Origin of the sequence: Mesorhizobium sp. M1273, assembly GCF_040318195.1 — a bacterium.
Taxonomy (GTDB): Bacteria; Pseudomonadota; Alphaproteobacteria; order Rhizobiales; family Rhizobiaceae; genus Mesorhizobium.
This window is the reverse complement of the sequence record NZ_JAMYLV010000002.1, coordinates 20,800-47,794: the sequence shown is the minus strand read 5'-3', so window position 1 is coordinate 47,794 and position 26,995 is coordinate 20,800. Positions and strand designations below refer to the sequence as shown.

Annotated in this window: 25 protein-coding genes and 1 pseudogene; 8 read left to right on the top strand and 18 right to left on the bottom strand. The window is 62.3% G+C overall.

The annotated features are described in order from the left end of the window. Positions 1-23 precede the first annotated feature (23 nt). Entirely contained in the window at positions 24-1,100 is a 1,077-nt protein-coding gene (locus NKH30_RS02705) for a tartrate dehydrogenase (RefSeq protein ID WP_352994112.1), read from the top strand. A gap of 96 nt (positions 1,101-1,196) precedes the next feature. Here the strand turns inward: NKH30_RS02705 and NKH30_RS02700 are convergent, their stop codons facing one another. Beyond that, positions 1,197-2,798 carry an FAD-dependent monooxygenase gene (locus tag NKH30_RS02700; protein ID WP_352994109.1) on the bottom strand — a complete coding sequence of 534 codons (1,602 nt, stop codon included), beginning with the start codon at positions 2,796-2,798 and terminating at the stop codon, positions 1,197-1,199. A gap of 97 nt (positions 2,799-2,895) precedes the next feature. Here NKH30_RS02700 and NKH30_RS02695 point away from each other — a divergent pair, with 97 nt between their 5' ends. Continuing rightward, positions 2,896-3,339 carry a MarR family winged helix-turn-helix transcriptional regulator gene (locus tag NKH30_RS02695; protein WP_352470937.1) on the top strand — a complete coding sequence of 148 codons (444 nt, stop codon included), beginning with the start codon at positions 2,896-2,898 and terminating at the stop codon, positions 3,337-3,339. 286 nt (positions 3,340-3,625) lie between these two features. Here the strand turns inward: NKH30_RS02695 and NKH30_RS02690 are convergent, their stop codons facing one another. The 6 genes from NKH30_RS02690 to NKH30_RS02665 form a co-directional block, all read right to left on the bottom strand. Further along, positions 3,626-4,933: a type II toxin-antitoxin system HipA family toxin gene (locus tag NKH30_RS02690; protein WP_352994106.1), complete on the bottom strand. Its 1,308-nt coding sequence runs from the start codon at positions 4,931-4,933 to the stop codon at positions 3,626-3,628. Further along, positions 4,933-5,316: a helix-turn-helix domain-containing protein gene (locus NKH30_RS02685; protein ID WP_502899609.1), complete on the bottom strand. Its 384-nt coding sequence runs from the start codon at positions 5,314-5,316 to the stop codon at positions 4,933-4,935. The genes NKH30_RS02690 and NKH30_RS02685 overlap by 1 nt, the downstream gene beginning before the upstream one ends. 135 nt (positions 5,317-5,451) lie before the next feature. Continuing rightward, on the bottom strand, positions 5,452-6,630 hold the full coding sequence (locus NKH30_RS02680) for a hypothetical protein (RefSeq protein WP_352470935.1): 1,179 nt from the start codon (positions 6,628-6,630) through the stop codon (positions 5,452-5,454). 55 nt (positions 6,631-6,685) lie between these two features. Beyond that, positions 6,686-7,693, bottom strand: a complete 1,008-nt coding sequence (locus NKH30_RS02675; protein ID WP_352994103.1) for a succinylglutamate desuccinylase/aspartoacylase family protein — start codon at positions 7,691-7,693, stop codon at positions 6,686-6,688. Positions 7,694-7,702: 9 nt separating this feature from the next. After that, positions 7,703-8,047: a RidA family protein gene (locus tag NKH30_RS02670; RefSeq protein WP_352470933.1), complete on the bottom strand. Its 345-nt coding sequence runs from the start codon at positions 8,045-8,047 to the stop codon at positions 7,703-7,705. Positions 8,048-8,096: 49 nt separating this feature from the next. Then, positions 8,097-9,416, bottom strand: coding sequence for a type III PLP-dependent enzyme domain-containing protein (locus tag NKH30_RS02665; RefSeq protein WP_352683806.1), 1,320 nt, complete (start codon positions 9,414-9,416; stop codon positions 8,097-8,099). Positions 9,417-9,493: 77 nt separating this feature from the next. Between NKH30_RS02665 and NKH30_RS02660 the strand changes: the two genes are divergently transcribed. Next, entirely contained in the window at positions 9,494-10,435 is a 942-nt protein-coding gene (locus tag NKH30_RS02660; RefSeq protein ID WP_352994100.1) for an amidohydrolase family protein, read from the top strand. Here the strand turns inward: NKH30_RS02660 and NKH30_RS02655 are convergent. From NKH30_RS02655 to NKH30_RS02640, 4 genes are read right to left on the bottom strand one after another with little or no spacing between them, the layout of a single operon-like run. Next, positions 10,409-11,380: an ABC transporter permease gene (locus NKH30_RS02655; RefSeq protein WP_352470930.1), complete on the bottom strand. Its 972-nt coding sequence runs from the start codon at positions 11,378-11,380 to the stop codon at positions 10,409-10,411. The two genes, NKH30_RS02660 and NKH30_RS02655, sit on opposite strands and share 27 nt — an antisense overlap. Then, complete coding sequence (locus tag NKH30_RS02650) at positions 11,377-12,342, bottom strand: ABC transporter permease (protein ID WP_352994097.1); 966 nt, start codon at positions 12,340-12,342, stop codon at positions 11,377-11,379. Before NKH30_RS02650 ends, NKH30_RS02655 begins: the two co-directional genes overlap by 4 nt. Then, positions 12,339-13,847, bottom strand: a complete 1,509-nt coding sequence (locus NKH30_RS02645; RefSeq protein ID WP_352994094.1) for a sugar ABC transporter ATP-binding protein — start codon at positions 13,845-13,847, stop codon at positions 12,339-12,341. The genes NKH30_RS02650 and NKH30_RS02645 overlap by 4 nt, the downstream gene beginning before the upstream one ends. Before the next feature lie 18 nt (positions 13,848-13,865). Continuing rightward, on the bottom strand, positions 13,866-14,918 hold the full coding sequence (locus NKH30_RS02640) for an ABC transporter substrate-binding protein (protein WP_352470927.1): 1,053 nt from the start codon (positions 14,916-14,918) through the stop codon (positions 13,866-13,868). A 238-nt stretch (positions 14,919-15,156) separates the two neighbouring features. On the opposite strand from NKH30_RS02640, the gene NKH30_RS02635 reads away from it, so the two are divergent. Beyond that, complete coding sequence (locus NKH30_RS02635; protein ID WP_352683802.1) at positions 15,157-15,957, top strand: IclR family transcriptional regulator; 801 nt, start codon at positions 15,157-15,159, stop codon at positions 15,955-15,957. Positions 15,958-16,132: 175 nt separating this feature from the next. Here the strand turns inward: NKH30_RS02635 and NKH30_RS02630 are convergent, their stop codons facing one another. The 7 genes from NKH30_RS02630 to NKH30_RS02600 form a co-directional block, all read right to left on the bottom strand. After that, the gene (locus NKH30_RS02630; RefSeq protein WP_352683800.1) at positions 16,133-16,315 is read right to left on the bottom strand and encodes an SDR family oxidoreductase; all 183 of its coding nucleotides are present in this window, start codon (positions 16,313-16,315) and stop codon (positions 16,133-16,135) included. A gap of 39 nt (positions 16,316-16,354) precedes the next feature. Continuing rightward, positions 16,355-17,644, bottom strand: a complete 1,290-nt coding sequence (locus NKH30_RS02625; protein WP_352683798.1) for an ABC transporter substrate-binding protein — start codon at positions 17,642-17,644, stop codon at positions 16,355-16,357. 28 nt (positions 17,645-17,672) lie between these two features. Beyond that, on the bottom strand, positions 17,673-18,509 hold the full coding sequence (locus NKH30_RS02620; RefSeq protein ID WP_352994090.1) for a carbohydrate ABC transporter permease: 837 nt from the start codon (positions 18,507-18,509) through the stop codon (positions 17,673-17,675). Continuing rightward, positions 18,499-19,446, bottom strand: a complete 948-nt coding sequence (locus tag NKH30_RS02615; protein WP_084641568.1) for a carbohydrate ABC transporter permease — start codon at positions 19,444-19,446, stop codon at positions 18,499-18,501. The genes NKH30_RS02620 and NKH30_RS02615 overlap by 11 nt, the downstream gene beginning before the upstream one ends. Positions 19,447-19,470: 24 nt before the next feature. Beyond that, positions 19,471-20,334 carry a TauD/TfdA dioxygenase family protein gene (locus NKH30_RS02610; RefSeq protein WP_352683794.1) on the bottom strand — a complete coding sequence of 288 codons (864 nt, stop codon included), beginning with the start codon at positions 20,332-20,334 and terminating at the stop codon, positions 19,471-19,473. Between the two features lie 111 nt (positions 20,335-20,445). Then, a complete protein-coding gene (locus NKH30_RS02605) occupies positions 20,446-21,108 on the bottom strand; it encodes a TetR/AcrR family transcriptional regulator (protein WP_352683792.1) in 663 nt (220 codons plus the stop codon). A 269-nt stretch (positions 21,109-21,377) separates the two neighbouring features. After that, positions 21,378-21,860: an Lrp/AsnC family transcriptional regulator gene (locus tag NKH30_RS02600; protein ID WP_352994088.1), complete on the bottom strand. Its 483-nt coding sequence runs from the start codon at positions 21,858-21,860 to the stop codon at positions 21,378-21,380. An 87-nt stretch (positions 21,861-21,947) separates the two neighbouring features. Here NKH30_RS02600 and NKH30_RS02595 point away from each other — a divergent pair, with 87 nt between their 5' ends. The 4 genes and pseudogenes from NKH30_RS02595 to ftsH all read left to right on the top strand — a co-directional run bounded on the left by NKH30_RS02595 (position 21,948) and on the right by ftsH (position 26,988). Next, positions 21,948-23,021: a pyridoxal-phosphate dependent enzyme gene (locus NKH30_RS02595; protein ID WP_352921382.1), complete on the top strand. Its 1,074-nt coding sequence runs from the start codon at positions 21,948-21,950 to the stop codon at positions 23,019-23,021. A gap of 91 nt (positions 23,022-23,112) precedes the next feature. Continuing rightward, on the top strand, positions 23,113-23,730 hold the full coding sequence (locus tag NKH30_RS02590; protein ID WP_352683785.1) for a glutathione S-transferase family protein: 618 nt from the start codon (positions 23,113-23,115) through the stop codon (positions 23,728-23,730). Positions 23,731-24,244: 514 nt separating this feature from the next. Next, on the top strand, positions 24,245-24,592 hold the full coding sequence (locus NKH30_RS02585) for a hypothetical protein (protein ID WP_352614860.1): 348 nt from the start codon (positions 24,245-24,247) through the stop codon (positions 24,590-24,592). A gap of 460 nt (positions 24,593-25,052) precedes the next feature. Next, positions 25,053-26,988 (top strand): annotated as a pseudogene (ftsH, locus tag NKH30_RS02580) (ATP-dependent zinc metalloprotease FtsH). Positions 26,989-26,995: the final 7 nt, after the last annotated feature.

The window sequence follows — 26,995 nt, the reverse complement described above, 5'->3', positions numbered from 1 at the left end:
GCCACAAGGGGAGGACTGGACTAATGCGAAGCTATAGGATCGCGGCCATTCCAGGCGATGGGATCGGCAAGGAAGTCGTAGCGGCCGGCCTTCGTGCGCTGGCCGCCTGCGCCACGCGCGACGGCGGTTTCAGTCTCGAGGTGCAGCATTTCGACTGGGGCTCGGACTACTACAAGTTCAACGGCGTGATGATGCCCAAGGACGGCACCGAGCGGCTGAAGGCCTTCGATGCGATCTATTTCGGCGCTGTCGGCGCGCCAGACGTGCCCGACCATCTGACGCTTTGGGGGTTGCGGCTCGCGATCTGCCAGCCCTTCGACCAGTACGCCAATGTCCGCCCGACCCGCATCCTGCCCGGTATCGAGAGCCCGCTTCGCGGCGTCACGGCAGGGGATCTCGACTGGGTCATCGTTCGGGAGAATTCGGAAGGCGAATACGCCGGCCAGGGCGGGCGCTCGCATCTCGGCCTGCCTGAGGAAATCGCGACCGAGGTCTCGATCTTCACCCGCGCCGGCGTGACGCGCATCATGCGCTTCGCCTTCGAGATGGCGCGGTCGCGGCCGCGAAAGCTGTTGACCGTGGTCACCAAGTCGAACGCCCAGCGTCACGGCATGGTGCTCTGGGACGACATCGCCCGTGAGGTCGCGGCCGATTTTCCTGATGTCGCATGGGACAAAATGCTGGTCGACGCGATGACAGTGCGCATGACGCTCAATCCGCGCTCGCTCGACACAATCGTCGCGACCAATCTTCACGCCGATATCCTGTCGGATCTTGCGGCCGCACTTGCCGGATCGATCGGCATTGCGCCGACTGCGAACCTCAACCCCGCGCGGCGGTTTCCGTCGATGTTCGAGCCGATCCACGGCTCGGCCTTCGACATCACCGGCAAGGGCATCGCCAATCCGGTCGGCACGTTCTGGTCGGCGGTGATGATGCTGGAGCATCTTGGCGAGCCGGCTGCCGCGGCGCGCCCGATGCGCGCCATCGAGCGCGTGACGGCGGACGCCTCACTGCACACGCCCGATCTCGGCGGAAGTGCCACCACCGATAAGGTCACCGAAGCGGTGTGCGCGGCCCTACTCGGCGACAACGAGTAGGAAAGGAGCAAGCGCCTGGCATCGTTGTCATTCCCAGTGATGGCATCGGCAAGGAAGTCATGCCCGAAGGCGGGAGGCATCCGCACTCGCCGCCGCTCACCGATGATGTTCGTGCGCCTCCGTGCGGAAACCGAGCCCATCAAGTGTTTCGATCAGCACCTGTACAGGATCAGGCACACCGTGCGTTGACCGCCACGCGACAAATCCGTCCGGTCTGACCAAGGCGGAACCGCCGCTTTTAACCCCGAGCACGGAAGGCCACCGATGGTCCAAGTCAAGCAGATCCCCATTCGCACCCAACGAGTGGCACGTCAGCGGCATCCCGAGGCGCTGGCTTACGGAGTCAGCGGCCTGACACCATGCTTCGTCGGCGCAGAGGAGAAGAAGATCGCGGTCGCACAAATCGAGACTCGAAATCCGCTGGCCGGCACGCCCGACCGCGAAATGCGGCAAACGCGTGCCGGGGCGGCCCGACAGCTCCGTGGATTTTTGGAATGGGTGATCGTCCGGTGTGGATTCCAGAGCCACGATGCCTGCAGCGTAGCGTTGGGCAAATACCACGTCGTAATCCTCGACGATCGCAACAGGAGGAGGCAACCGCTTCGACGGATCGTCGAACCATTTCTGTAGGCGGGCGAGCGCTTGCGCCAACGTAGCCTCGATGACCGGCCGGCGCTCCATGTCATAGCTATCCAGCAACGAGGGATCGGCATGCCCGCGTGCTACCATCGCAAGCTTCCAGGCAAGGTTATGGGCGTCGTGGATACCTGAATTGCCACCGAAAGCGCCTGTTGGGGGCATCACATGTGCGGCATCCCCCACAAGAAACGCGCGGCCTCGGCGGAATTGGCGCGCTGTGAGGGCGGCCACTTCCCAGGAGCGCGCATCGACAAGCCTCGTCGTGATGTCCGGCCGGCCCGCACCTCGTATGATCAGTTCCCTGCACTTGGCTTCATCAAAATCCTGTGGTTTCTCGCCCTTTTCGGGAAAGTACTGGAGCGCCAGAAGCCATCGTCCACCCTGTCTGGGCGTGAAGGTCCCGTTGAGGTCCGTCACGAAGCACGACGTGAAGCGCTTGCCGCCTATCGTCGGAGGCATGTCCGTGTCAAAGACGACATTCATCCAGTGCTGAAGGCCGCCTGCCCCGCTGCGGCTGATCTCCAGCCTCTCTCGCAGGGAACCGTTCGCACCGTCCGCGACGATCAGATAGTCGGCCGAGATGACCTCCTTTGCGCAGGTCGCGATATCGCGAATTTCCGCGCGGACGACGGTCTCGTCCTGATCGAAAGTCACCAGCTCCGTGCTGAAACGCACGTCTGCACCGTTCCGCTCGGCGTAGCGGCGCAGAATCGGTTCCAGGACGTGCTGATCACACGTCGCTGGTTGCGTGGGGCTGAGGGCACTTGCATCCGGCCACGCCGGTCCGCCCCATTGAATCTGCGGATCGGCGAGATTCCTGGCGCGCGCAATAGCGCCTGCCTGCTGGTCCCCCGTCCGATTTGTACGAATCTCCTCCTCGAGGCCGAGGCTTCGGAATATCTCCATGCTGCGCGGGGAGATGCCGGCAAACTTGTACTGGATTGACGTGTCGGGATGACGCTCGACGAGGACACACGCAATGTCGTTGTGAGCCAAAAGGGCGGCCGCCGTCAGACCGTTCAGGCCGCCTCCGACGACGAGAACCGTGGTATTGGTCATCTCGGATCTCCTCTCATTGCTTTGACCACAAAAACATTTTGATTGATCAAATCATATGATTGGTCCAAGTATGTGTCAAGACACGAAGGAGCGTGGAATGAGACCGAGCCAAGATCGCTTGCAGCACGCCACCGAGGCATGGCGTCTGATGTTTGATTTCCTGATGCGGTCCGCGCCGGACCGGTTGGCGATCCAGCAGAAATTGGGCCTGACGCCCAACGACTCCCGCGCCCTCTTCACGCTCGACAAAGATGCGGGCAAGCCGATCGGCGCATTGGCTGCTCAATGGCAGTGCGATCCATCGACGGCGACCTGGCTGGTCGACCGGCTTGAGCAGGCGGGGCTCGCCGAACGGATTCCGTCGCCAGGCGATCGCCGAGTGAAGCTTGTCAAGCTCACACCCAAAGGTGCCGCAACCATCAAGGAATTGATGAAGGAATATCACAAACCCCCGCCCGAGATACTTGCGCTTCCACGCGCTGATCTGGATCAGTTGATCGGCCTCGTAAGAAAGTTACAGGCTGGCAAATCCGTGAGTTGATCCTATCCCGGAAAGGCACTGGCTAGGATCGGGTAGCGCCGCGTCACACTTTCCATGCTGCCGCTCGAGCTGCTCTGGTGGTCGGCAGGTTCCTTGCTTTCCGGTTTTTTGACGTGGTCAAACCTTGGCCCATCCTATCGCGCATGAGAAGGTAAGGGGTGGGTTCGGCATCATCTGGACGACGCAGCGGCGGCCGTGGCCGCCTGGATGCTGCTGCTGCTGAAGAAGACCATTTGAGCGTTGTCGCAATGGCGACATCAGTCTCGTTGCGTCTCTACTTTCAGCATCACGCCTCTTCCAGTCTGCGTACACGAGCCCTGACCCCATTGCCGATGGCATCAGCGACTTCCGCAGGAAAATCCTTTGGGAGCGATGCAGAAACCAGTTCGACCGCCGCTAGCGCCTGTTGGCGCAGCTCATCAAAGATCGCCTTGACGGGTTTCGGACCGATCCCTGCTTTGGCGGCGGTCTGGATAAAATGGCGTGGCATGACGCTGTCGACGAGGTAGTGGCGTGTGTCACCAATAGCCATCGCCAGTTTCATTTTGTTGCGCTTGATCTGTCCCGCATCAAGGCTGGGCTGCGCTGAAATCACATCATAGAGCGGCGTTATGCGGAACCGGCCGCCGGGGGAAAGAAAGACGCTAAAATTCTTGGCGTGCCCATCTGTGGCGCCGAGAAGCCAAAAGGCAACCACGGCCTTTAAAACCGCAGCCTGGTCTACCTCCGGTTGGTCGCTTCCCTTCATCAAATTGAGGATAGCCGGAACGCCAGGCCCGCCGTCGGATTCGTATTTCAGTGACGGCGGCACAGAAAGGGCCTGGCAGCAGTCTTCCTGGGGCAAACGCAGGAGACGATTGTCACTGGTCCATCGGCGATCGAACCGCTCGACCGCGAGCACGCGATTGCCTTCGAACTCCTCGATTGCGACGACGGCGCTCGGGAGCCCTAGGGCGGTTGTCAGCTTGAGGCAGAAAAATTCGTTCTCGACGCTGAAGGAAAGATCGATGCCATTTGGCAACCGTCCAATCTGTGGTTTGAGGATGTGCGTCGTGGCAGTCGTCGCCAGCGGCTTGTACCAACGTCCTTTCCAGAACAAGAGCGCAGTCTTTTCCTGAGCGCCAGCGATCGAGATCCGGAAGTCCTCGTCCTCGCCAAGCCCAAGGGGAGCCGATGCCAGATCGAGGAGAAGACGAGCAATCTCGGTATCGTCAACGGGTTTGCCGTTGACAATACCGGCGGGGCCTGGCTCGACACCATCCGGCAGGAATTGCAATGCGCCGACACAATCGCGTCCGACAGCGGCAAGCAGGTCGTAAGCGTCTATTCCTTGAGCATGAACACGCTCCGCCATACGGCGGCGAATGGGGACGTTGTCGGGCAGGAGATTGTCGAAGACGGCGATGACGGGCGCACCGATATAACGATCTTCACGCAGAGGCAGTGATAGCGAGACGGGCAGCGCGTGCTCCCAAGCAAGCCAGGACGGATCGTACTGAAAATCGATCGCGCCGCTGGATTGTCTATTCAGCCGCCCGACGAGACGGCTGTTCAAGAAGACATTTAGCGGGATGTGCTGCCCCGGACGAGCCATCAGAAGATGTCCTCGATCTCAGCCGGCTTTGCCTTGGTACGAGGGCGGACGACGAATTCGAGGTCGAGCGCTGCGAGAATATCGCAAAGCGTTCCGAGCTGGGTCCCAGGCGCGCCACTCTCGACGGCCGAGATGGTCGCCTGACGCAGCATCGTTTGGTCCCCGACATTGGTCTGGTTGAGGCGGAGCTTGCGACGCTGCCGGCGGACGGCATCTCCAATTTGCTTGGGTGTTCGGGCGATTTGGTCCACAGCATACCTCTCTAGCCATGGTATTATACGCTCGCGCAGATAAATTTCAATATACGCTTTTCCGTATCGAATTTTGTATACTTTGAAGCGTATAAGCAGCAATATGGTCGGCGTATGATCTTCGATCCGCATGGACCGTCACCGCCATGCTTTCAGCTTGTCCGGCCGCCGCCGGCCAATGTGACCGAAGCGAATAGCCGGCATGCTCATAAAGCTCCAAGGCAAAGTGAGGTCAGTCCTAGCAGACTGCGGCAACGGATCGGTTTTTCAAACGGATCTTGCGGCACTCACCCAATCGAGGCGTGCGGCAGGGACAAGGCCATAATTGTAAAAATTGATGCCGTCGACATCCGGCGCCATCGCAGCTTTGACCTTGGCGGTGAGGATGTCGGGGCCGGCCATTTCCGGATAGAACAGCCGGTAGCCGGCGCCGAGGAACTTTTTCACGCCAAGGGCTGCGCGTCCGGCCGCCATCAGGCTGGCGACATCGCCGGGCTGCATGTCGTAGGCACACAGGATTGCCCCGTCACAGACCTTGCCGAGCGCCGCGAGATCGCAGCCGCCAAGCCAACCGTCTTTCAAATCGATGATGACAACGCGGGTCGCCGGATTGGCCACCTCGCGCAGTTCGGCGACCAGGCTGGTCACCGGTTCGAACCGCCACAGCAGGTAGCCATGGAGTTCCGGCCATGGCAAAAAAGTGTCGAGGCCGCTCCCCGGAAAGTCTGGAAAGCGCCGTTCGGGCACGGCGCGCTCGCAGGTCTCGACGATCCATTGCCCGACGAGCTTGCGCGCTACTTCGCCGTCGACGCCGGCCTCGGCCGCGCGCGCAAGGCAGGACGGGCAGAAACATATCGACAACAGAAAATCGTCTTCCGGCATCAGCCCGACACCGTCTTTCTCATGATGGTATTCGTGGGCGAAGCCCATGAATGACGGGCTTTCAAGCTCGATCCGGTCCGGCCTGTAGCTGTGCGAGATATCGGCGATCAGCGCGCGGACATAAGCGCGCGCTTCCGGATGTGATGGGCAGAGATTGTAGTAGTTGGCATCGCCGAAGGCGTTGCGGGTTACGGCCTGCGGATGAAGCATGCCGAGCCGGGTGTTGTGCAAGCAGACCGTCCAACACGAAACGCCCAGCCCGCCCACCTCGCGCCGGCGGACAAGGTCGCCAAGCACATCGCCGCCTTCCATGATCACCTTCGCCACCTTGGGCTGGATGGCTAGGTCGGCCCAGTGTGCCGCATCTGGCTTGAAATAGATGGTTCCGTCTTCCGGAAAATAGGCTTTCCGGCGCGGGCTGCGCGGCTGCAGAAACCGGCCAGCGTGATACGAAGTCGCCAGACTGATCATGTTGAGCCCGGCACGCTCGACAAGATCGCGCTCGACCATCTCCAAGCCCAGATCCTGGACATCCCAAGGATAGGTCCACATCGACAGTTGCATCCGGTTATCCTCAGTCTTGATCCTGATATGGGCGTATGGTCGGGAGGGCTTCTTATCAGTCGACCGGCTCGGCGACCTGCATGAGGCAGTCTCCCGCCTCGCACATCGTGTGCAGCCGGCGCGAAAGCACAATGCCGCTTTCGAGGAAGTGCAGGGCTTGCTCGGCGAGGTCGAGTCGTTCGAGGTCGTGGTACCAGCCCGCCAGTTGGCCTGAAGTCACGCTGTCGCCCAGCCTGACTGCCGGCTCGAACCAACCACGGCTTGTGGCATAAAGGCCCTGACTGTGCCGAGACAACGAAAGAAGCCGCGTCGGCGCCGAAGGTCCGGTTGCCGGTGCAAGAACCGGCGCCTCAACCACTCCCAAGGCGGCCATCAGGGCGTCGAGTGCGCGGGCGGTAATCTCCATCGTATCGACCGTGACAGTGCCACCGCCGCCGAACTCTCCGCTGACGCCGATGGCGCCGGCCCGGCGCGCCGCACCCATGGAGGTCGGTGAGGCCTGGCCGTTGTCGGCCACGAACCCATAGGGCATGCTGAGCGTCCGCATTAGCTCCACACCGCGCCGGTGCCGGTCGGGATCGGTATTGTGCTCGACAAGCGCGGTCGGCAGATGCTCCATCGAGGTGCCGCCAGAATGAATGTCGAAGATGACGTCGTGGCGGGGAAACAGTTCCATCTCCAGGAAATTGGCAAGCCGGCTTGTTGGCGTGCCTGACGGGTCGCCCGGAAAGGCGCGGTTGAGATTGCCGCCGTCGAGTGGCGAGCAGCGCTTTGCGGCGATCACCGCCGGCACGTTCGCCATCGGCAGGATGGTGACGCGACCCTTCATCTGCTTGGGATCGAGCCGGCGCACCAGCTTTGCCAACGACAGCTCGCCTTCATATTCGTCGCCGTGATTGCCGGCCATCAGAAGCACCGACGGGCCTTCGCCGTTGCGGACAAGGCAGATCGGGACCTTGACCTGGAAATAGGGCGAACGGTCGATCGAAAACGGAATGCTGAGATGGCCGAGTGTCTTGCCGTCCCGGTCGAAGTCGAGCGTATGGCTGAGGCCGGTGTGCATGGCGGCGGCTCAGATAGCTGCGATCGCAGTGACCTCTATGCGGAGATCGGGATCGGCGAGACGCGCCTCGACACAGGCGCGCGCCGGCAGGCGCGCAGGATCCACCCAGGCATCGTAGATGCTGTTCATGGCATCGAAGTCGGCGATCTGCGGCAGGAAGATGTTGATCGCCACTAGCCTCGACTTGCTGCTGCCGGCCTCAACAAGGAGCGCCTCGACCTTGGAGAGCACGTCGCTCGTCTGACCCTCGATGCCGGCCTTGCGGTCGTCTGCCACCTGGCCTGCGATGTGCACGAGGCCGCCATAGACGACCGCCTGAGACATGCGGGAGCCGGACTGGAAGTACTTGATCATATCAGATCCTTTCGAGGTTCTCTTTTTTGGAAGTGGCCGCGATATCTGCTCAGCCGAAATAGGTAGGAAAGGCGTGGCGGACATACCCGGCCGCGTCGGCGCCGAAGATCACGCGATAGCGATCGAGGCAGGTGCAGGGGTGCGAGATGCCGAATTCAACGACGTCACCAACGGCAATATTGTCGCCCGACGCAATTGTCAGGAAGGCGTGCTGGTCGTTGAGCTTGAAGACCTCGGCACGCGCTTTCGGCAGCTGCTTGCCGGCACGAAAGATGGTCACGACCTTCGGAAAGCCCTGGTCGAACGACACGTCGCGCATGCCCATACCGCAGATAGCAAGGCCGGGCTCCGGCCGCGACAGTACCTCGGCCCAAAGACGTAAAGCCGGATGGAAGGAATTTCGTGCGGAAGCACCGACGCCGCCGATCGCAAAACCGTCGCGGGCATCGAGTGCGCCGAGCGACCTGTCGTAGACGCCATGGTCGTGAAAGAAGATGGCGCCGCTGCGCAGCACCAACGTGGCATTGCCGTCCCTGGAGACGAGGGGCGAAAGCGCTGCGACCACCTTGTCGAAGTACACCGAGCCGCCGGCGGTGGCGATCAGCGGGGTGTCGCCGCCGACGCGGGCGCGGAGCCGCAGGAACATATCGGCTGTCATTGCCAACAGCGCGGATATCGCCTCATCGGTACGGCCAGGATCGGCTTGCGCCGCGGCACCTTCGTAGGCTGCGACGCCGGCGATCAGCAGCCGCCCTCCGGCAGCTACAACCGCGTCGGCGATCGCCTCGGCTTCGCCGGTGGTCCGGGCGCCTGCCCTCCCCGCACCAAGTTCCACGAGCACGCGCAATGGCGGCAGCGTCGCATTGGCGCGCCAAGCTTCAGCAAGCGCATTCACGGCGTCGAAAGAGTCGGCAAAAACGTAGAACTCGGCGCTTGGCCAGGCGCCGACAAGGACAGCAAGTCGGTTCGCACCACCTGGTCCGCCGACCTCGTTGGCGATGATCAGCCGAGAGAGCCCGGATCTGAGCATCACTGTGGCCTGCCTTATGTCGGCGACGGTCGTGCCCCATGCTCCGGCCTCGACCAGGGACCGGGCAAGGTCCGGCGCCATCGGGGTCTTGGCATGCGGGGCGATCACGGCGCCCTGTTCTCGCGCATACCCCAAGAACAGGTCACGATTGGCGATGAAGGCCTCCTCGTCGAGGGTCAACACCGGCAACGACATACGTCCATGCGCTGGATGCCAGCGCTCAGATGCGACAAAGCTGCTGTCCAGGCCGAGGGTGCCAGGCGGAACGCCGCGGATACGATCGTCGAGCAGGAAATTTTCACGGGTCGCGAGCGACAGTACGGGTGAGTTTTCGGTCATCCGATGCTAGTCCTTTCGCTTTCGCAGGATGAAGTCCGGATCGATTTCCGATGCCGGCCACACCATGAGAGAGATGCGTGCCAAAGCGTTACTGCGGACCGATCATCGATGCCCACCATCACCTGTGGGATCTCGGCCTCGGCCGCCATCCCTGGCTCGCGCCCACGGCTGGCGAACGCGGCGGTCTGGGCGAGCTTGGCCCCTTGCGGCGAAACTACCTTCCTGAAGATTATTTGCGCGACGCCGGCCAGCACAGTGTCGTCGCCACCGTCCATATTGAAGCCGGTTGGGCCGGGGATGACTGCGTGGGTGAAACGCGGTGGCTTGAAACCCTCGACAAGTCGCGCGGCGTGGCCGCCCGTTACGTCGTTCACGTACCTCTGGCGAACCGCCAAGCGCCGGCGCTGGTCCAGGCGCAGGCGGCATTCGACCGTGTCGTCGGCGTACGCGACATACTGAGCTGGGATCCTGATCCCGCCCGTCGTTTTGCCGCCCGCGACGGCATCATGGACGATCCGGCCTGGCGTGCCGGCCTGTCCCTGCTTGGGCGCCGCCGGCTGGTTTTCGACCTGATGGTGTTTCCGCGCCAGCTCACCGGCGCGGCGCGCCTCGCAGCGGCCTTTCCAGACCAGCTCTTTGTTCTCAACAATTGCGGCAGCCCGATCGATCGCGATGCGGACGGAATGCGGGTGTGGCGCGAGGGGCTGCGGCTTTTGTCGGAGCGCGAGAACGTCGCCATCAAGATATCGGATCTGGTCGCCTACGATCATGATTGGACGCTCGACAGCCTAAGGTCGGTTGTCATGCATTGCATCGACTGTTTCGGTACGCGGCGCGCGATGTTCGGCAGCGACTTTCCGGTCGCCGGCCTGCATGCATCGTTCGATGCGGTGTATGACAGCTTCAAGGCCATTGCAGGAGAGCTTTCCGCGGACGAGCAGACGGCACTGTTCTACGGCAATGCACGGCGCATTTATCGGCTGGACGATATGTCATCGGCGGGCCTGCTCTCTGCCTGAGAGAAGCAGCAGCCCCAGGATCAGCGACCCGAACAGGATACTGCGCCAGCCAGGCGATGCGTTGACCACGGTGATCAGCGCCGTGATCGTAACCAGCAGGATGGCGCCGGGGATGGTGCCGGCATAGGTGCCGAGCCCGCCGAGGATCGAGGTGCCGCCAAGCACCACGGCGGCAATCGAGGCGAGCAGATAAGGATCGCCGATACCGACATAGCCTTGTCCGTTCATGCCGAGGACCAACACACCGGCAAGTCCCGCACAGAAGCCGCTGATGCCGTAGACCGCCAGCGTGGTCGAGGCGACGGGAACCCCGGACAGCGCCGCGGCGAGCGGATTGGCGCCCATCGCGAATATCCGGGCGCCAAGGGATGTCGCATGCATCGTGGTCAGAACGATCACTGAAATGACCACCCACAAAAGCACGCCTGCCGGAATACCGACCGGCCGCGCATTGCCGAGCCAGCGGACCAGCGGGTTCTCGGCGGTCACGGCACTGCCGCCGGCGATGATGATCAGCAGACCTTGCAGGAATGTCGCCATCGCCAGCGTCATGATCATTGGATGAACGCGCAACAGCGCCACGCCCAGCCCGTTCACCAGACCGATTGCGCTCGTCAACGTGAGAACTGCAAGAACGGCGGTGAGCCCTGTCGGATCCGCCTGCCATGAAAGCAGCGGCAGGCTGACAGCGCTAACCGTGACGATCGCCGCGACGGAAAGGTCGATTCCGCCGGCAATCACCACGAAAGTTTGGCCCGCCGCGACCAGGCCGACCACCGCGCCCAATTCAACCAAATAGCGCAAATGCCCATAAGCGCCGAAGCCAGGTGAAGCGAAGCTCGCCGCGATCCATACCGCCGCAACTATAGCGATCGTAAGGAAGGGCCGGCTGCGCAAAATCGTCACGGCGCGCCTGCCGCTCACACTGACTTTCCGTGCTGTCATTGCTGCACCTTGCGGAATTGCGGGATGGCGACCGCCCCGATGATGATGAGGCCCTGGGCGACATATTGGGCGACCGGCGTGAAGCCGAGGAAGAACATGACACTGATCATCAGGCTGAGCAGCAGGCTGCCCGCAAGAGCGCCGCGCATGGTACCTTGGCCGCCAAGGAAACCGATGCCGCCGAGCACTGCGGCGGCTATGGAATTCAGCGTGAACGCCGTGCCGATGACTGGATCGCCCGAACCGGTTTGCGCGGCGATGAACAGGCCGGCGCCTGTGCAAAGCAGGCCGCTAATCGCGTAGGCGGCGATCCGGGCACCGTCGACCGGCACGCTGGAGCGGTAGGCGCCGACGGGATTTTCGCCTGCAGCATAGATGCTCAAACCAAGCGGCGTGGCGAGATAGAGTTTCCACAAAACCACGATGAGTATCAGCAGCACGAATGCCGCCGGCGTGTTGCCGGCAAGCAGGTCCGACAGCCACTCGGGTATGGCGCCCCCCGGCCTCGGCAGGATGAGCAGGGCAGCGCCGCCGATAATGAAGGAGCCAGCCAGCGTCACCACGATCGCCGGCAACCGAAGTTTCACGACGATGAACCCGATCGCGGCACCGATGCCGAGACCGGTCAGCGCCACCGCAGCGGCACCGCCGGCTACGCCCAGCGGTCCAGTCATCGTCGTCGCAGCGATCACTGCGCCCAGGCTGACCATGGCGCCGATGGCCAGGCTTATGCCGCCGGTGAGCATGAGGATCGCCTGGGCCATGGCGACCAGCGCCAGCGGAAACCAGCTCTGGGTGAATTTGGCGAAACCGGACGCTGTCAAGAGGCCGGGAAACAGGAAACCGTAAGCAATGACGAACGCCAGGACCACAGCGAACAGGCTGCGCACGCCGACATTGCGGCGCAGCTGAACCGGCCAGTAGAGCGCGCCGGCTTGGCTTGAGGATGCGACCGCGCTCATGCCGCAACTTTCTGCTGTTCGGCGCCCATTGCGGCGGAAACGATGGCTTCCTCGCTCAGTGCCTCGCGCTCGAGCATGGCCACGATGCGGCCTTCGCGGACCACGCCGACACGGTCGCAAAGGTGCACCAGTTCGGGTGTGTCGGAACTGAGCAGCACGATCGCCTTGCCGGCGGCGGCGAGTTTGCGAAGCATCATGTAGATCTCACGCTTGGTCTCGACATCGACGCCGCGCGTCGGGTCGTTGAGGAGAAGCACAAGCGGCTCGTGTGGCATCCATTTCGCCAGCGCGACCTTCTGCTGGTTGCCACCTGAGAGTGCCTGTGCCGGGCGGTCGAGGTCGCCCTTGATGGCAAGCTGGGCGGCGAGACCCCTTGCCATATCGCGCTCGGCACGCCGACTGCGCAGCTTCAGCGCCGGCAGCCTTGCGAAGGCGGGCAGCATCATATTGGTGATGATGGGATGGATCAGGTGCAGGCCTTCGCGCTTGCGGTCAGCCGGGACATAAGCGAGGCCGAGCGCATTGGCGTTCGGCACGCCGCCGGGCAAACCCGAAACACCGTTTACGGTCGCGGATACCGTCCTGGCCGGGATCGCGCCGTAGAGGCCAAGCAGCAGATCTTCCTGCCCCTGCCCGACCAGGCCGCCAATGCCAAGCACCTCGCCCGTCCTGATGTCGAGATCGACGTCGCGCATCAGGCCGGCGGAAAATTTACGAACCGAGATGGCGTCGGCCGGCGATGGCGAAGGCCGCCATCGTGGAAAGAGATCGCCGGGGTCGCGGCCGACCATCAGCCGTACCAGCCCGGCGGCATCGGTTCCTTCCAGCGAGCAGTCCGCCGTGCAGGTCCCGTCCTTGAGCACGGTGACATGCTCGCACAGCGCCATCACCTCGTTCAGTCGGTGTGAGATGTAGAGAATAGCGATGCCCTCGCCCCGAAGCCTCCCCAGCAGGTCGGTGAGGCTTTTTGTCTCAGTTGCCGATAGCGATGAGGTGGGTTCGTCGAGAATGAGCACGCGCGGCCGGCGGTAAAGCGCCTTGGCGATCTCCACCATCTGCCGGCGGCCGAGGGACAGGTGCCCCACCGGCGCAGACAGCGGTTCGTAAAGCCCGACAAGATCGCATGCGGCCCTGGCCCGGACGGCAAGCTCGTTGTAGTCGATCAAGCCGAACCGCTTGGGATAGGCACCGAGCCCGATGTTTTCGGCAATGGACAAGCTGGTCGTCAGGCTGAGTTCCTGCTGGACAACGGCGATTCCGGCCTGTCGCGCATTAGCGGGGGTCATGCGCGAGACCGGGCGCCCATCGACCTCGATCGCCCCGCCGTCCGGGCGCAAGGCGCCGGACAAAAGGTTGATCAGTGTCGACTTACCTGCGCCGTTCTCGCCCAGCAGTGCATGCACGCGGCCGGGCTGGAGAGCGATTGAAACGTTGCGCAGAACGGGGTTGCCGAAAAAGGACTTCGACACCCCCTGCGCGGCGAGAAGCGGAGCCGTGGTTGTCAATGCTACAACCCTTCAGGCTTATTTTTGGGCCAGCAGCTTCTTGAATAGATCCTCATCGTACGGCGAATAGATGTAACCGTCAGCCGGGAAATCCTTCGCCCGGGCGAGGTATTCGTCGATGTTGGAATTGTCGATCACCGGCAACGGGATCTTGACGAAAGCCGGCACATCCTCGCCCTCCAGTGCCTGGACGGCGGTGTAGGTGGCGAAGGCGCCGAGCCAGTTCGGCTGCATCGTCGCCCAGCTCTTCAGGCCCTTTTCCTTCCACAGTTCGAGAAACTGGCGCGCATTCTCGCCGGTGATCGGCACCTGGTCGCGGCCCTGCTTGTCGAGCGCGAGCACGGCGCCCGCCGACAACGCGCCGCCCAGCGACAGGATGCCGTCGATTTCGGGGTTGGCGAAAAGCAGGCTGGTGACGGCCTCCTGGGCGGGCGCGACATTGTAGGGCGTGTTCGTCTCGGCAAGCACCTTCACATCGGGATGGGCCTTAAGCTCGGCATCGGCGCCTTTGCGCCGGTCGTCGCTGACCGAAACGCCGGCTGGGCCATTGAGGATGAGGATCTTGCCCTTGCCGCCGATGGCGTCGATCAGGAACTTGGCCGCCTGATCGCCCCACTGTGAGGAATCGGTGTTGACCTTGGCGGTCACCTGGTCGGTATCGACGAGGCTGTCGAAGTTGATGATGGCGATGCCTTTGGCGCAGGCGTCCGCCAGCACGCGCGCCGGCGCGGTCGACGAACCAGCGATCAAGATGATGGCATCGACATCGGAATCGATCATCGACTGGATCTGCTGAATCTGGACGTTGGCGTCGCCCTGGGCATCGGTCACGACGAGTTTGTCGACCAAGCCTTGCTTCTTCAAAGTCTCGACTTCGGCTTCGATCGTGCCCTGTGTCTGCTTCATCCAGGTCGGCACTGAATAGATATTGGCCCAGCCGATCGTATATGGCGCTTTGCGATCGCCCTTGATGCATTTAGCGGCGGCGTTGGCCTGCGAACCGGCGCCGAGGCTGAGGAGGAGGCCGAGGCAAAGGGCACTGGCGGACGCGAAAAACGATGATTTCGTCATGATTGTTCCCTTCTGAAGTTATGCCTGGACGTGCGGGATCGGGACGAGAGAACCCGCCGGTTGCCGTATCGGAAACCGCCCGTTTTTCTCGTCAGGACTTTCTGCGCCTGGCTCGTTATTGTCCGATATTTCAGACAATAGGCCTGTATATCGGACAAACGGGATGCTAGACTGAGCCTTGACATCTTTCAAGCGTCTTGAGACGAGGGCCGAATGATTTTGCGCGGGTGCGGCCTACATGAGCGATGGCGTCACTGGTCTAATTGAAACGGAAGCCGGCGCCGAGCCGCGCAATGGCGAACGGCGTCGCGGGATCGACCGCGTCATCATGCTACTGGAGGCCCTTCTGCGGCACCGCGCGCCGATGCGCGTCGGCGACATCGCCAAGATGATCGGCGCGCCGCGTTCAACCACTTATGAAATCGTCAACAGCCTGCTGGAAGCCGAAATGCTCGAAAATGTCGGGACGGAAGGCTATGTCTATTTCGGAAAGGCGATGCATCTGTTCGGCTGGGCCTACTCACATCATAATGCCCATTACCGGCGCATCATCGAAACCCTGGACAGACTAGGCGCGGAGACGGGCGAGACCGTCCAACTGTGCGGCCTGCGCGGGACCAAATATGTCGTCCTTGATTGCCGGGACTCGCCTGGCCCGTTCCGGATTTCAAGCGATGTCGGCGTCGAGGTGCCGATACCGTGGACGGCGTCCGGTAGGCTGCTGCTCGGCCATATGAGCGAGCAGGAAATATGCGACTTCATTCCGCCTGGCGACTACACGCTTCCAGACGGCCGTGTCATTGCGCCAGCCGAGTTCTTCGGCGATGTCGCTCTGGCGCGCCAGCAAGGTTTCAGCGAGACCGCCGCTCTGGCCGACCGCTTCACTTGGTGCATGGCCGCGCCCATCCGCGACGGCAACGGAGCCATCAACAAGACGCTTTGTTTCGTGTTGCCCGTCGACACGCCAGAAGCGCGGCGCAGCGAATTGCTTGCCCTGTTATGCGAGCGCGCCAGTGGGTTGTCGCTCGCGGGAAGCTAGTAGAAAATCGGCGCGCGAAGGTCCGGGGTAGGCTCCGTTCGTTCAGCCGCAGCAGCGAAACCCGAAACTGGTACTCCGGTGAGTATGGCAAAGGCGGCAGCGCGCTCCTGCTACCAGATCATCGGATATTCGATCGGAAAGATCGGCGGTCGGCTTCGGCCTGGTTCAGACCTGCCTACGGAGTGTCGCCGACCATGCCTGAGAACAGCACCGAACCGCGCTGGTCGAGAAGAGAAAGCGAAGTGAAGTCCAGTATCGAGAGCCCTCCGTCGGCGATCAGGGTTTGGCCTGTGACGAACGAAGCTTCATCACTCACGAGGAACGCCACCGCCGCAGCGATTTCGGCCGGCGTTCCCATTCGGTATGTGCGAGGCGATATGAACGTCGGTTCATATGATTACGCTGGCATCAGCGGTTTGACGCGGTCGATAATGGCGGCGACCGCTTCCTTCGGGCTCTTGCGACCGAGGACAGCGAGTTGAACCTCCTCGAGAAACGTCGACTGAGCGCGAGCGGCTTCGGGAAAAGCCGGAAATGCCGGTCGCGCTTTGGCGAGCGCGGCAGCCTCGACCTTCGCCTGCGGCAGCGACCCGGCGAACGACGGCTCGGCATAGGTCGAGGTGCGGACGGGGCCATTGCCGTTGCGCGCCATGTCGAGTGTGGCGGCCTTGCTCGCTACGAAGCGGATGTAGCTCCAGGAGAGCTTCTTGTCCGTCGAATTAGCGGGAATGGCCATCGCCCAGGATTCAACGACCGGATGCATTTCGTGACCGCTGCCGAGGGTTTTGGAGCCGGGGAACTCGATCGCCTTGATCTTTCCCGGTGCGGTCGACTGTTCCTTGTTGTTGAGCTGCGCGTAGCGGGCGAAGGGCAGCACCGCGAAGGCAGCGCGCCCCTGCTGCATCCACGTCACCACGTCGTCGTTGCGCGTTGTGGCATAGCTGCGTGGCAGCGCGCCGGCCTTGAAGAGGTCGGCAAGCACGGACAGGCCTTTTTCCATCGCCTCCGGATCGGGGACCACCTTGAACTGCTTGTCGATGAAATCGCCGCCGAAGGCGCGGGCGAACATGACCGGGAAGACGGCGAGGTCACTCGCAAGGATCATGCCGACGACGGGCGTGCCGGACCTGGAGGTGAAGGTCAGCTTCTTCGCCTGCTCGACCAGCTCCTCCAGCGTATCCGGCGCCGCCGAAATGCCGGCCTCCTGAAGCAGCTCCTCGTTGTAGAAAAGCCCCTGCGTGGCATGGCGCACCGGAACGCCGACGAGCTTGCCGCCGACGGTCATCGACTGGCGCAGGCCCTCGGCGACATCGTCGAAATCCTCGATCGGCTCGGCTTCCCGGAGATCGTCTAGCGGCTCGAATAGCGAGGCGATCTGCGACGTCATGCGGTTGTCGATGACATAGCCGATGTTGAAATCGGTCTCGCTCAGGCTCGCCTCCCGGAATAGCCGGTCCTGGAGCGGATTGCTGTCGAGCGTGGTCCAGGATATCTGGGCATTGTTCTTGTCCTCCCAGGGCTTGATGACATTGCCGGCGGCGCCGGTCGTCAGGTTGGCTTGGTGGACGCGATGGCAAAGCACATTCAGCGTCTTTACCTGAGCATGGGCCAACCGACCCAAGGCACCCGTCGCGCCGGCGGCCATCGCCGTCGTCAGCAGGGCTCTGCGTGTCATGTGCAAAGGCATTGTCTTCCTCCCTTTCTCGGTGACGTCGTCACCCCTTGGTCGCGCCGGCGGTCAATCCGGCGACGAGAAACCGGTTCATCAGGACCACGAAGACGAGAACCGGCAGCAATTGGACGGTAGAGGCAGCAAAGAGGACGCCCCAGTCGACGCCATCGATCGAACTGATCATCTCCGAAAGGACCAGAGGCGCGGTCTTGGCGTGGTTGGCGGTGAAGATATAGGCGAACAGAAACTCATTCCACGCGAAGACGACTACGAAGACGGCGACGGCGAGCATGCCGGGCGCTACGAGCGGCAAGATGATCTTCACAAGGATCGTCAGCGGCCGCGCGCCGTCGAGGACGGCCGCCTCGTCGAGTTCGCGCGGTACCTGGTCAATGAACGTGCGCATCAGGAGCGTGCCGAGCGAGACGAAGAAAGTCGCGTAGAGCAGGATCAGCACCAGATGGGTGTCGTTGAGCCCGAGCCGATTGACGACCGGGAACAGTGGCAGCGTCACGACGATCGGCGGAATCAGCCGCGATCCGATCAGAAACATCACCGACCCCTCCAGGAAACGGACGCCTCGATAGCGTGAGTAGGCAAAACCGGCGAGCAGACTTGCCATGACGGCAAGCGCCGTCGCCCCGGTGGTGATGACCAGGCTGTTGACGAGCCCGTCGAAAAAGGCCGGCCAGCGCTGCCACAGGGAGGCGTAGTGCTCGAAGGTCAGTTCGAAGAAGAGCTCCGGTGGAACCGCGAAAATCTCGCGACCGGGTTTAAACGACGAGAGCACGATGAAGCCGATCGGAAACAGTGACCAGACGACGATTGCCGCAACGGCGAGCGTCTTTCCGGCACCGATGGCAAGACGCCTAGAACGCATTGGCCATGGATTCCTTGCGCAGCCGCCAGACATAGCCAGTCGCAAGCAGCAGCGAGATGACGACCATCATCCATGCCGTCGCGGCCGCCGTGCCGAACGAGTTGTAGCGGAAGCCTTCCTGATAAAGATAAACGGAAACGACCTCGGTCGTGCGTGCCGGGCCGCCCTGGGTCAGGAGCCAGACCTCGGAAAAGAGACGGAAGGCGAAGATGTAGCGGAAGAGCAGCGCGATCAGCATCGCTGGCGCCAGAAGCGGCAGCGTGATGTTGCGGAAGAGCTGGAACGCATTGGCTCCGTCGGTGCGCCCAGCCTCGTAGAGCTCCTTCGGAACCGCGAGCCGTGCCGCATAGAGGATGATGAATGTGAATGGCAGGTGCAGCCAGATCGTGAGCAGGCCGACGAGTATGAGGCCGTGAGAAGGGATGAACGTCCAGTCGAGCGTCGGCAGACCGGTGTATCGCAGCATCAGCGTGATCGGGCCGACGTCTGGATCGAACAGGAAGCGCCACATTGCGACCGCCGTCACCTCGCTGATGGCGTAGGGAGCGAGCACCACGACGAGCATGACGCGCTGGAGGGGAAGCCCGGAGGCGAAAAGCAGGGCCAGGCCAAGGCCGAGCAGCAGTTCGATATGAACCGCCACGGCGACGACAAGGACCGTGTTCCAGACCGAACCCCAAAAATAGGGATCAGTGAGGACGCGGATATAGTTATCGAAGCCAACGAAGGTTGCCGATTGGCCGAATGACGAGGCTTCGAAACTCAGCCACAGGACGAAGATCGCGGGGAGCACGATGATCCCAAGCACCAGGAGGTGCACGGGCGTCGCATAGAGGTAGGCAGGCGAAAACGCGAAGCGCCGCCTCTTGGTCTCGCCAGCCGCTTCCGCCGCCCCTTCCCCCCTATGGCCGACGGACGCCTCGGAACCAAATGCCATTGCTCCTCCCTGAGCGGTTGCGCGTCAGCCGTCCCTGGCGGCAAGTGGAACGGTGCCCTCCACCGTTGTTCTGTACATCACCCGGCGATATCCGGGATAATCGTTGATGGCGGTGTGCAGGACATGGGGATTGTTCCACATACCGAGCGTCTTCGGTTCCCAACGCAGCCTGCAGTTGAACTCGGGCCGGACAGCCCGCGCCATCAGGAAGTCGATCATCGGCTTGCTTTCTTCCTCCGTCATCCCCTTGAAATTGGTCATCACGCTGCTGACGAAGACATAGCGCCGGCCAGTCTCGGGGTGGCGACAGATCACAGGATGCTCGACGACGGCATTCTCGATCGCCTCGACATCGGCCTTGACGCCGAGCCGGCTGTGGGCCGCGTTGATGGCGAAGACCCCGCGGCCGCTATGGACGCCCGTCAGGCCTTGCAGGATCTCGACCAGCCGCGGCGAAAGCGAGTCATATGCCTTCTCGAGGCTGGAGAAGCAGGTGTCGCCGCCAACCGGCGGCACCTCCTCACCGTAGAGAATCGTAATGCCCGGTGGCTTCGGTAGCCAGGCGAGGTCCATGTGCCAGTCCTCGCCGATCACTTTGCCCGTGTCGTCCGGCTCGCGCACGAAGCGCACGATATCGTCAAAGCCGTCGATCGGCGTGTGCACCGGATTGCCGCTAAATGGTCCGAACCGGCGGGCGACCTTGTGGACGCCAGCGGCGTCAAGCTCCTGATCGCGCACGGCGAGCGCATGATATTTGTAGAGCGCGCGGCGAACGTCCTGGAAGGCATCCTCGCTCGCGCTCACCAGATCGATCCCGCGAATTTCTGCACCGAGTGCACCAGTGAAGGGGCTGACCTCGAAACGGGTGAATGCATCATCGCGCAGCACGTGATCCTCCCTAATACGCGCCTCGTCGCCATCATGGGCTGACTTACCTGCAAGTAAGTAATGTGAAAGCCAAAGGCTGTCAACTCACCTTCGCTTTGATCCACCCGATGTCTAGCCTCGATCCGAGCCCTTTCCCGCATCCTGCCAAGCGGCGCGGATGATCGCAGCGAGCGCTGCGAAGGTCCTGGCGACCTCGTCGAAGCTTCCGGTGTCCTGCGTCATCGGTGGACAGGACAGAAGGGTAATGCGCAGCATGTGCACGAGTTCGTTCCTGAGTGTGTGGGAGGAAAGCTCTCCGTCCTTCACCGCCTGGTCCACCGCATGACGCAGGCTCTGATCATAGACCCGGTTGACGCGCTCCAGGGCACGTTCCGCTGGTTCTCCGAGAACCGGGAGGTCGTGGCGAAGGCGCGAAAGCGGGCTCCACATATTGCGGGCTCCCTTCACAGCGTTGAAACGTTCGTAGAAGCGGCGCAGATCCTCGAGCTGCATATCGAGACGGTCGAAGAACCGGATATCGGGGGTCGTCCAGAAGCGCTTGATGCGGGCCTCGGCGTTGGCGGCGAAGTCCGCGATCAATTCCTCCATCAGCTGACGCTTGTTGCCGAAGTGATGATGGATGTTGGCGCGCGTCGTGCCGATTGCCGTCGCTATATCGCCGAAGCTGAAACCATCGTGGCCGCGCAGGACATAGAACTCGGCCGCGACCTCTTTGATTCTGCTGCGGGTAGAGTGCGCCTCATCACCGGGAGATCCTGAAGTGTTGGCTCTCATATCCCTTCCGAAATTCATGCCGCCGTTGGACGATCAGTATACGGGAGCGAGCTGCACCCCCCGTTTCATACATGGATATTCTTCTAGGCACGAGTGGAAGTAATTTGCGCCAGGGGCGACATTCGCGAAGCATCTTGGCGGCAGCGATTAGCTCGGTGCGGCGGGTGAGTAGATACGGGATGCGTGTATCGAACTTCAATCGGGTTCGCGCCCTTGACTAGAATTCCGGGTCAAGCAGGGCAGTCAGCTTGCCGGGGGCACGCCGCAACTCAGGCAGTGGGTAGCGGCTGCGCATCCGCTGCGCCAACCACTTCCCGCATTGTCACGATGGTGCGGAACGCCCTCACGTTCGAATTGGCGTGGAAGACTTCCCGCGCGAAGACATCGTACGCCTCCATCCCCGGCAATTGCAGGAGGAGCACGAAATCGGCTTCACCGGTGACATACCAGGCCTGACGAACCTCCGAGCGCCCGCGGAGCTTGCCGATGAAGGCGTCCAACTCGACAGCGCTCTCCCGTTCCAGGGAAACGAGCACATGGATGGTTAGCGGCAGGCCCATGGCCGCCGGACGAACGACGGCAATATCCGCCGCGATCACGCCATCCTTCCGCAGCCGGCGCAGGCGGCGCAGGACCGCACTCTGGGAAAGCCCGACCTGCTCGGCGAGACGCCGCGCCGGGATCTGGTTGTCGCGCTGAACCAGCGACAGCAGCACATGGTCGAAGCGATCGAGGGCGGCGGTTTTCGTCATTTGGATAGGCATCTATGACGAAATCAGGCAGGCGGGCAACGATAATAGGCGCCAAGCGCCATCGTTTCCGGAATAGAATTTCGCCTCATGACCACAGACACACAGCCGGGCCTTGGCCCTGATCTCATTGCGGCGCTGTTACAGCGCCTGTCGCCGTTTTATGCACCGACACCGCTGCTCGACCTGCCAAACCTGGCTGCGAGCCTGGATGTGACCCAGGTGCTTGCCAAGAACGAGGGCCACCGTGCCCTGGGCAGCTTCAAGTCCCTCGGCGGCACCTATGCCGGTCTGTGCGCTCTCGCTCGCGCTACCGGGATGGATATCGATGAACTGCTCGATCCAGAGCGGGCCCAGACGCCGCTGCCGGCGCTAATCACAGCCAGCGCCGGCAATCACGGACTTGCCGTCGCCGCGGCGGCGAAGTTTGCCGGCGGGAGGGCAAGGATATACCTGCATACGGGCGTCCCTGCGGGCCGGGTGCGGCGTATCGAGTCCCAAGGCGCCGAAATCGTGTGGGTCGACGGCACCTATGACGATGCCGTCGATCGGGCCTCTGCGGCAGCCCGCGCCGGGGAAGGCATTTTGGTGGCCGATACCTCGAGCGACCCGGATGATCCAGCGGTCGCTGATGTCGTCGCTGGCTATGGCGTGATTGCCGCGGAAATCCGTCGCCAAGTCGACGAGATTGGCCATCTGAGGCCAACCCACCTTTTCGTGCAGGCCGGTGTCGGTGGACTTGCCGCCGCCCTGACGACTGGGCTGAAGGACTGGCTGATGCCTCCGGCCATGATCGTCGTGGTAGAACCAGAGGCCGCAGCCTGCGTCGCGGCCGCGCTGTCGCAAGCACGCTCAGTTCGGATATCCGGCGATCTCAAGACGTCGGCAGACATGCTCGCCTGTGGCGAAGCAGCAGCATCGGCGCTCGACGTACTGCGCCAAGGCAACGCTCGGGTCATAACCGTGTCCGAAGCGGCGCTTGCCGACGCGAAGAGCCGGCTTCGTGAGGCAAACGGTCCAGACACAACCCCGTCGGGTGCCGCCGGCCTCGCCGGCCTCGCCACCGCCGTCGCGGCTTACGGCCTGTCGCAGGAGCTTGCGCTCGACGAATCGAGCCGGGTGCTGATCATCGTGACCGAGGCCGAACTGGAGAAGGACGCATGACGATGGCACCGGACCCGGGATCATTGAACGGAAGAGCGGCTGGGCCGCGGACTGCTCGATATGCCCGCCAGACCCAGCGCAGAACGGGTCCATGAAACTCATCTACCAGACCCACTCCCCCTACGCGCGCAAGGTTCTGGTCTTTGCCCACGAGTCGGGCCTTGCCGGACGTCTGCGCGTCATTCATCAGGAGACGAGCCCCATCAATCGCAACGATGATGTGTTTGCGATCAATCCGCTTGGCAAGGTGCCCGTTCTCGTTGTCGACGACGGCTATGCGATCTTCGATTCGGGCGTAATCTGCGACTATCTCGACAACCTCGAAAGCAGTCGTCGGCTCATCCCCGAAACAGGGCGGGCCAAATGGTCCGCCCTGCGCCTCCAGGCGCTTGCCGGCGGCATGTGCGACGCAGGCATTTCCATTCGGTGGGAAAACGAGCGCCGCCCTGAACATCTGCGTTATCCCGCCTTGGGTGCAGGCATGACGATGAAGCTTATCGAATCCTATGACTTCGTGGAAAGCGAGGTCGAATTCGACGCGCCGCTCCATGTCGGCCACATCGCGCTCGCCACTTGTCTAAGCTGGCTGGAATTCCGCGGACTGCCCGACTTCCTGCAGGGAAGGCCACGACTGGCACAATGGTATAGCTCCTTCGTGGAACGCCCTTCAATGCGTGCCACGCCCTACGGCGGCGACACGCGAGATTGATATCGATCGCCAGGCTTTCGAGTTCCAGCATGTGTCCCTCATCAGCCAGGCATTCTCGCGGCCATTTGCTGGTCGGCCTCGATAATAGAGCGCGAAACCGGTAATCTTGCCCGGGCTCGCGACCACGGCCGGCAGCTTCTGACGCAGGATTGCGCCGAAGTCGTTCAGGATTTCCTGTGCTGAAACCGGAGCAAAGCCGCCAGCCGAGAGCATCAAAATTCCTGCGACCAAGCCAATGCACAGTCGCTTCCTGGAAATGTAAGAAATGATTGGTTCTCCCGCCCGACCGCCCTGGCGCTGCCGCGCGACTTGTCCCAGGCGCAAGAACTGACATTCACGCCGATTGTTTCACCGGTTCGAAAAAATGTTGATGGCGGGCGGAACTGCGAGGATGTGGCGTTGCGGAGCCATTGAAATTTGGTCGAAACTCTCCAAAATTTTCAGCTGGTGGAAATCGCGACAGCCACCACAGACGACGTCAACAGAGGAGACTATTCAAAGCGGAGGACTATCGATGGAAGGAGCCATTTCGACGAGTTTTCCCCCAATCGGGCCCGAGGGCCCTGATGTTTTTCTTGACCGGTTGCTCCATCCGGCACGGCATTTCGAGCGACCTGAGAACGTGCTGACCGACGTGACGCTGGACTTCCAGGAGAAGCGTGCAATCCTTTCGTCATGGGCATCGGATGCCTGTGCAGTGGAATCGGTGCCGGCGCTGCGCATGCCGCCGGGCGCAACCGAACCGGTCAGCTTCGATGCCATCATGGACGCGTTGCGCCAATTGGATCAATTGGAGAAGCTTCCCGGCGCCGGTCGCGGTCGTGAAATCACCGGTTTTACAGCATCCGTCGATCGACTTTGAGTTGAACGCGGCCACTCTCTGTATCCGAGGCATCCGCCCGCCGGCGAGGAACTCCCCGGCGGGCGAGGACTGGCGCGTTCTCTCCGCGTCCATTCATGTAGGGTTCCATAGGTCCGGCTCTCGCCTGAGTGTTGAACCCTTGCGATGCGGAAAAGCGGCCGCATGCCGGCGCAGATGTTGTCTGGATGTTGGCATTGCTGCAGAGCAGCGACCGCCGCCGTGTCGCAGGTGCTTGCCTGCGAGTGCAATGCGGCCGTCAGCCATGATTTCAACGACGTTTTGAAGGGGGTCTATCCGGCGGAGGAAAACGGCATGCCGGGCATGCCGCGCAGGAAAGGACAATGCAGACCCAGTATCGTCGCCGGCTGGTCTGGGCTTCCCACTTTTTTGCGCCGTACCTGGCCTGCACCGATGCCGCGCGGGCTTGGCGACCTATATCCGGTTCCCTGTGGAGGCCGCCATGGACATGAGCAACAGAAAGACGCGGTTCAATATCTGGTACTGGGTCGCGGCGTTCGTGGGCGTGATGGTCGTCCAGTATATCTATGCCACGACGCAGCACGTCGCCGAGATACCATACAGCCAGTTCGAGACCTTGCTGAACGCCGGCAAAATCGCCGAGGTGCAGGTTTTCGGACCGCTTCATCCAGGGCCGCTTCAAGGAGCCGCAAGATGGCAGGCCGCTATTCATCACCACACGCGTCGAGCCGAACCTCGCCCGTGACCTGCAGGAGCACGGTGTCACTGTGACCGGCCAGGTCGAAAGCACCTTCCTGAGCGACCTGCTTTCCTGGGTTGTGCCGGTGCTCGTCTTCTTTGGCCTGTGGATGCTGCTTCTAAGACGCATGGACGGCGGCGTCGGAGGTTTGATGCAAATTGGCAGGAGCAAGGCCAGGGTCTATGTCGAAGCCAATACCGGCGTGACGTTCGACGATGTGGCGGGGGTCGATGAAGCCAAGGCCGAGCTGCAGGAGATTGTGGATTTTCTCAAGAACCCGGGCGAATACGGCCGCCTCGGAGGCCGCATGCCCAAAGGCGTGCTGCTGGTCGGACCGCCGGGCACGGGCAAGACTCTGCTCGCCAAGGCCGTCGCCGGCGAAGCCAAGGTCCCGTTCTTCTCGATCTCCGGTTCGGAGTTCGTCGAGATGTTCGTGGGGGTGGGGGCCGCGCGCGTGCGCGATCTTTTCGAGCAGGCGCGGTCCAAGGCTCCCGCAATCATATTCATCGACGAGCTCGACGCTCTTGGCCGCGCCCGCGGGACCATGGTCGGCGGCCACGACGAAAAGGAGCAGACGCTCAACCAGCTTCTGGTCGAACTCGACGGTTTCGATCCACAGATCGGCGTCGTGCTGCTGGCCGCGACGAACCGTCCTGAGATCCTTGATCCGGCACTTCTGCGCGCCGGCCGTTTCGACCGCCAGGTATTGGTCGACCGGCCCGACAAGCAGGGTCGCATCAAGATCCTGCAGGTTCACATGAGCAAGGCCAAGCTGGCGACGGATGTCGACGCGGAAAAAGTGGCGGCGCTGACGCCCGGTTTCACCGGTGCTGACCTGGCCAATCTCGTGAACGAGGCGACGTTGCTCGCCACGCGCCGCAAGGCGGATGCGGTAATGATGGGAGATTTCAACAATGCGGTGGAGCGCATCGTCGCGGGACTGGAGAAACGCAACCGGCTCCTGAACCCGAAGGAGCGCGAGATCGTCGCCTACCATGAAATGGGTCATGCGCTGGTAGCCATGGCGCTGCCTGGCGTCGACCCGGTGCACAAGGTGTCGATCATACCACGCGGCGTCGGCGCGCTCGGCTACACTATCCAGCGTCCGACCGAGGATCGCTTCCTGATGACACGCGAGGAGCTGGACAACAAAATGGCAGTGCTGCTCGGCGGCAGGGCGGCCGAATGGATCGTATTCGGCCATCTGTCCACCGGAGCCGCCGATGATCTCGCCAAGGTAACCGACATAGCGCGCGCCATGGTGACGCGTTACGGCATGTCGGCAAAACTCGGGCACGTGGCGCTGGAAAAGGACCCACGCTCCTTCCTGAGCCCCAACCCGCTCGCGGGCGGACCGCGCGAGCACGATTACGGCGAAGCCGCCGCCGATGCCATCGACGCGGAAGTGCGCGACATTGTGGAGGCCGCGTTCGAACGAACCGTCAGCCTGCTCACCGAGCGGCGCGACGTGCTGGAAAGGGCGGCACGCAGGCTGCTCGAGACCGAGACGCTCGATGAGACTGACCTTGCGGCGCTGGTCGGAGACGTCTCGACGGCGGATCATGCTGCGCAGTATAGTTCCAGTCCGTCTTCGCATAAGAAGAAGGCTGTGCTGCAGCCGGCCAGGACCGCGGCTGCAATCCCCACGCGCGGATCGGGGAAATTTCGGACGCAATAATGATGTT

Excerpts from the sequence above, each read along its gene's own strand:
- NKH30_RS02705 (WP_352994112.1), top strand. The coding sequence starts at position 24 with ATGCGAAGCTATAGGATCGCGGCCATTCCAGGCGATGGGATCGGCAAG.
- NKH30_RS02700 (WP_352994109.1), bottom strand. The coding sequence starts at position 2,798 with ATGACCAATACCACGGTTCTCGTCGTCGGAGGCGGCCTGAACGGTCTG.
- NKH30_RS02695 (WP_352470937.1), top strand. The coding sequence starts at position 2,896 with ATGAGACCGAGCCAAGATCGCTTGCAGCACGCCACCGAGGCATGGCGT.
- NKH30_RS02690 (WP_352994106.1), bottom strand. The coding sequence starts at position 4,933 with ATGGCTCGTCCGGGGCAGCACATCCCGCTAAATGTCTTCTTGAACAGC.
- NKH30_RS02685 (WP_502899609.1), bottom strand. The coding sequence starts at position 5,316 with ATGCGGATCGAAGATCATACGCCGACCATATTGCTGCTTATACGCTTC.
- NKH30_RS02680 (WP_352470935.1), bottom strand. The coding sequence starts at position 6,630 with ATGCAACTGTCGATGTGGACCTATCCTTGGGATGTCCAGGATCTGGGC.
- NKH30_RS02675 (WP_352994103.1), bottom strand. The coding sequence starts at position 7,693 with ATGCACACCGGCCTCAGCCATACGCTCGACTTCGACCGGGACGGCAAG.
- NKH30_RS02670 (WP_352470933.1), bottom strand. The coding sequence starts at position 8,047 with ATGATCAAGTACTTCCAGTCCGGCTCCCGCATGTCTCAGGCGGTCGTC.
- NKH30_RS02665 (WP_352683806.1), bottom strand. The coding sequence starts at position 9,416 with ATGACCGAAAACTCACCCGTACTGTCGCTCGCGACCCGTGAAAATTTC.
- NKH30_RS02655 (WP_352470930.1), bottom strand. The coding sequence starts at position 11,380 with ATGACAGCACGGAAAGTCAGTGTGAGCGGCAGGCGCGCCGTGACGATT.
- NKH30_RS02650 (WP_352994097.1), bottom strand. The coding sequence starts at position 12,342 with ATGAGCGCGGTCGCATCCTCAAGCCAAGCCGGCGCGCTCTACTGGCCG.
- NKH30_RS02640 (WP_352470927.1), bottom strand. The coding sequence starts at position 14,918 with ATGACGAAATCATCGTTTTTCGCGTCCGCCAGTGCCCTTTGCCTCGGC.
- NKH30_RS02635 (WP_352683802.1), top strand. The coding sequence starts at position 15,157 with ATGAGCGATGGCGTCACTGGTCTAATTGAAACGGAAGCCGGCGCCGAG.
- NKH30_RS02630 (WP_352683800.1), bottom strand. The coding sequence starts at position 16,315 with ATGGGAACGCCGGCCGAAATCGCTGCGGCGGTGGCGTTCCTCGTGAGT.
- NKH30_RS02625 (WP_352683798.1), bottom strand. The coding sequence starts at position 17,644 with ATGCCTTTGCACATGACACGCAGAGCCCTGCTGACGACGGCGATGGCC.
- NKH30_RS02620 (WP_352994090.1), bottom strand. The coding sequence starts at position 18,509 with ATGCGTTCTAGGCGTCTTGCCATCGGTGCCGGAAAGACGCTCGCCGTT.
- NKH30_RS02615 (WP_084641568.1), bottom strand. The coding sequence starts at position 19,446 with ATGGCATTTGGTTCCGAGGCGTCCGTCGGCCATAGGGGGGAAGGGGCG.
- NKH30_RS02605 (WP_352683792.1), bottom strand. The coding sequence starts at position 21,108 with ATGAGAGCCAACACTTCAGGATCTCCCGGTGATGAGGCGCACTCTACC.
- NKH30_RS02600 (WP_352994088.1), bottom strand. The coding sequence starts at position 21,860 with ATGACGAAAACCGCCGCCCTCGATCGCTTCGACCATGTGCTGCTGTCG.
- NKH30_RS02595 (WP_352921382.1), top strand. The coding sequence starts at position 21,948 with ATGACCACAGACACACAGCCGGGCCTTGGCCCTGATCTCATTGCGGCG.
- NKH30_RS02590 (WP_352683785.1), top strand. The coding sequence starts at position 23,113 with ATGAAACTCATCTACCAGACCCACTCCCCCTACGCGCGCAAGGTTCTG.
- NKH30_RS02585 (WP_352614860.1), top strand. The coding sequence starts at position 24,245 with ATGGAAGGAGCCATTTCGACGAGTTTTCCCCCAATCGGGCCCGAGGGC.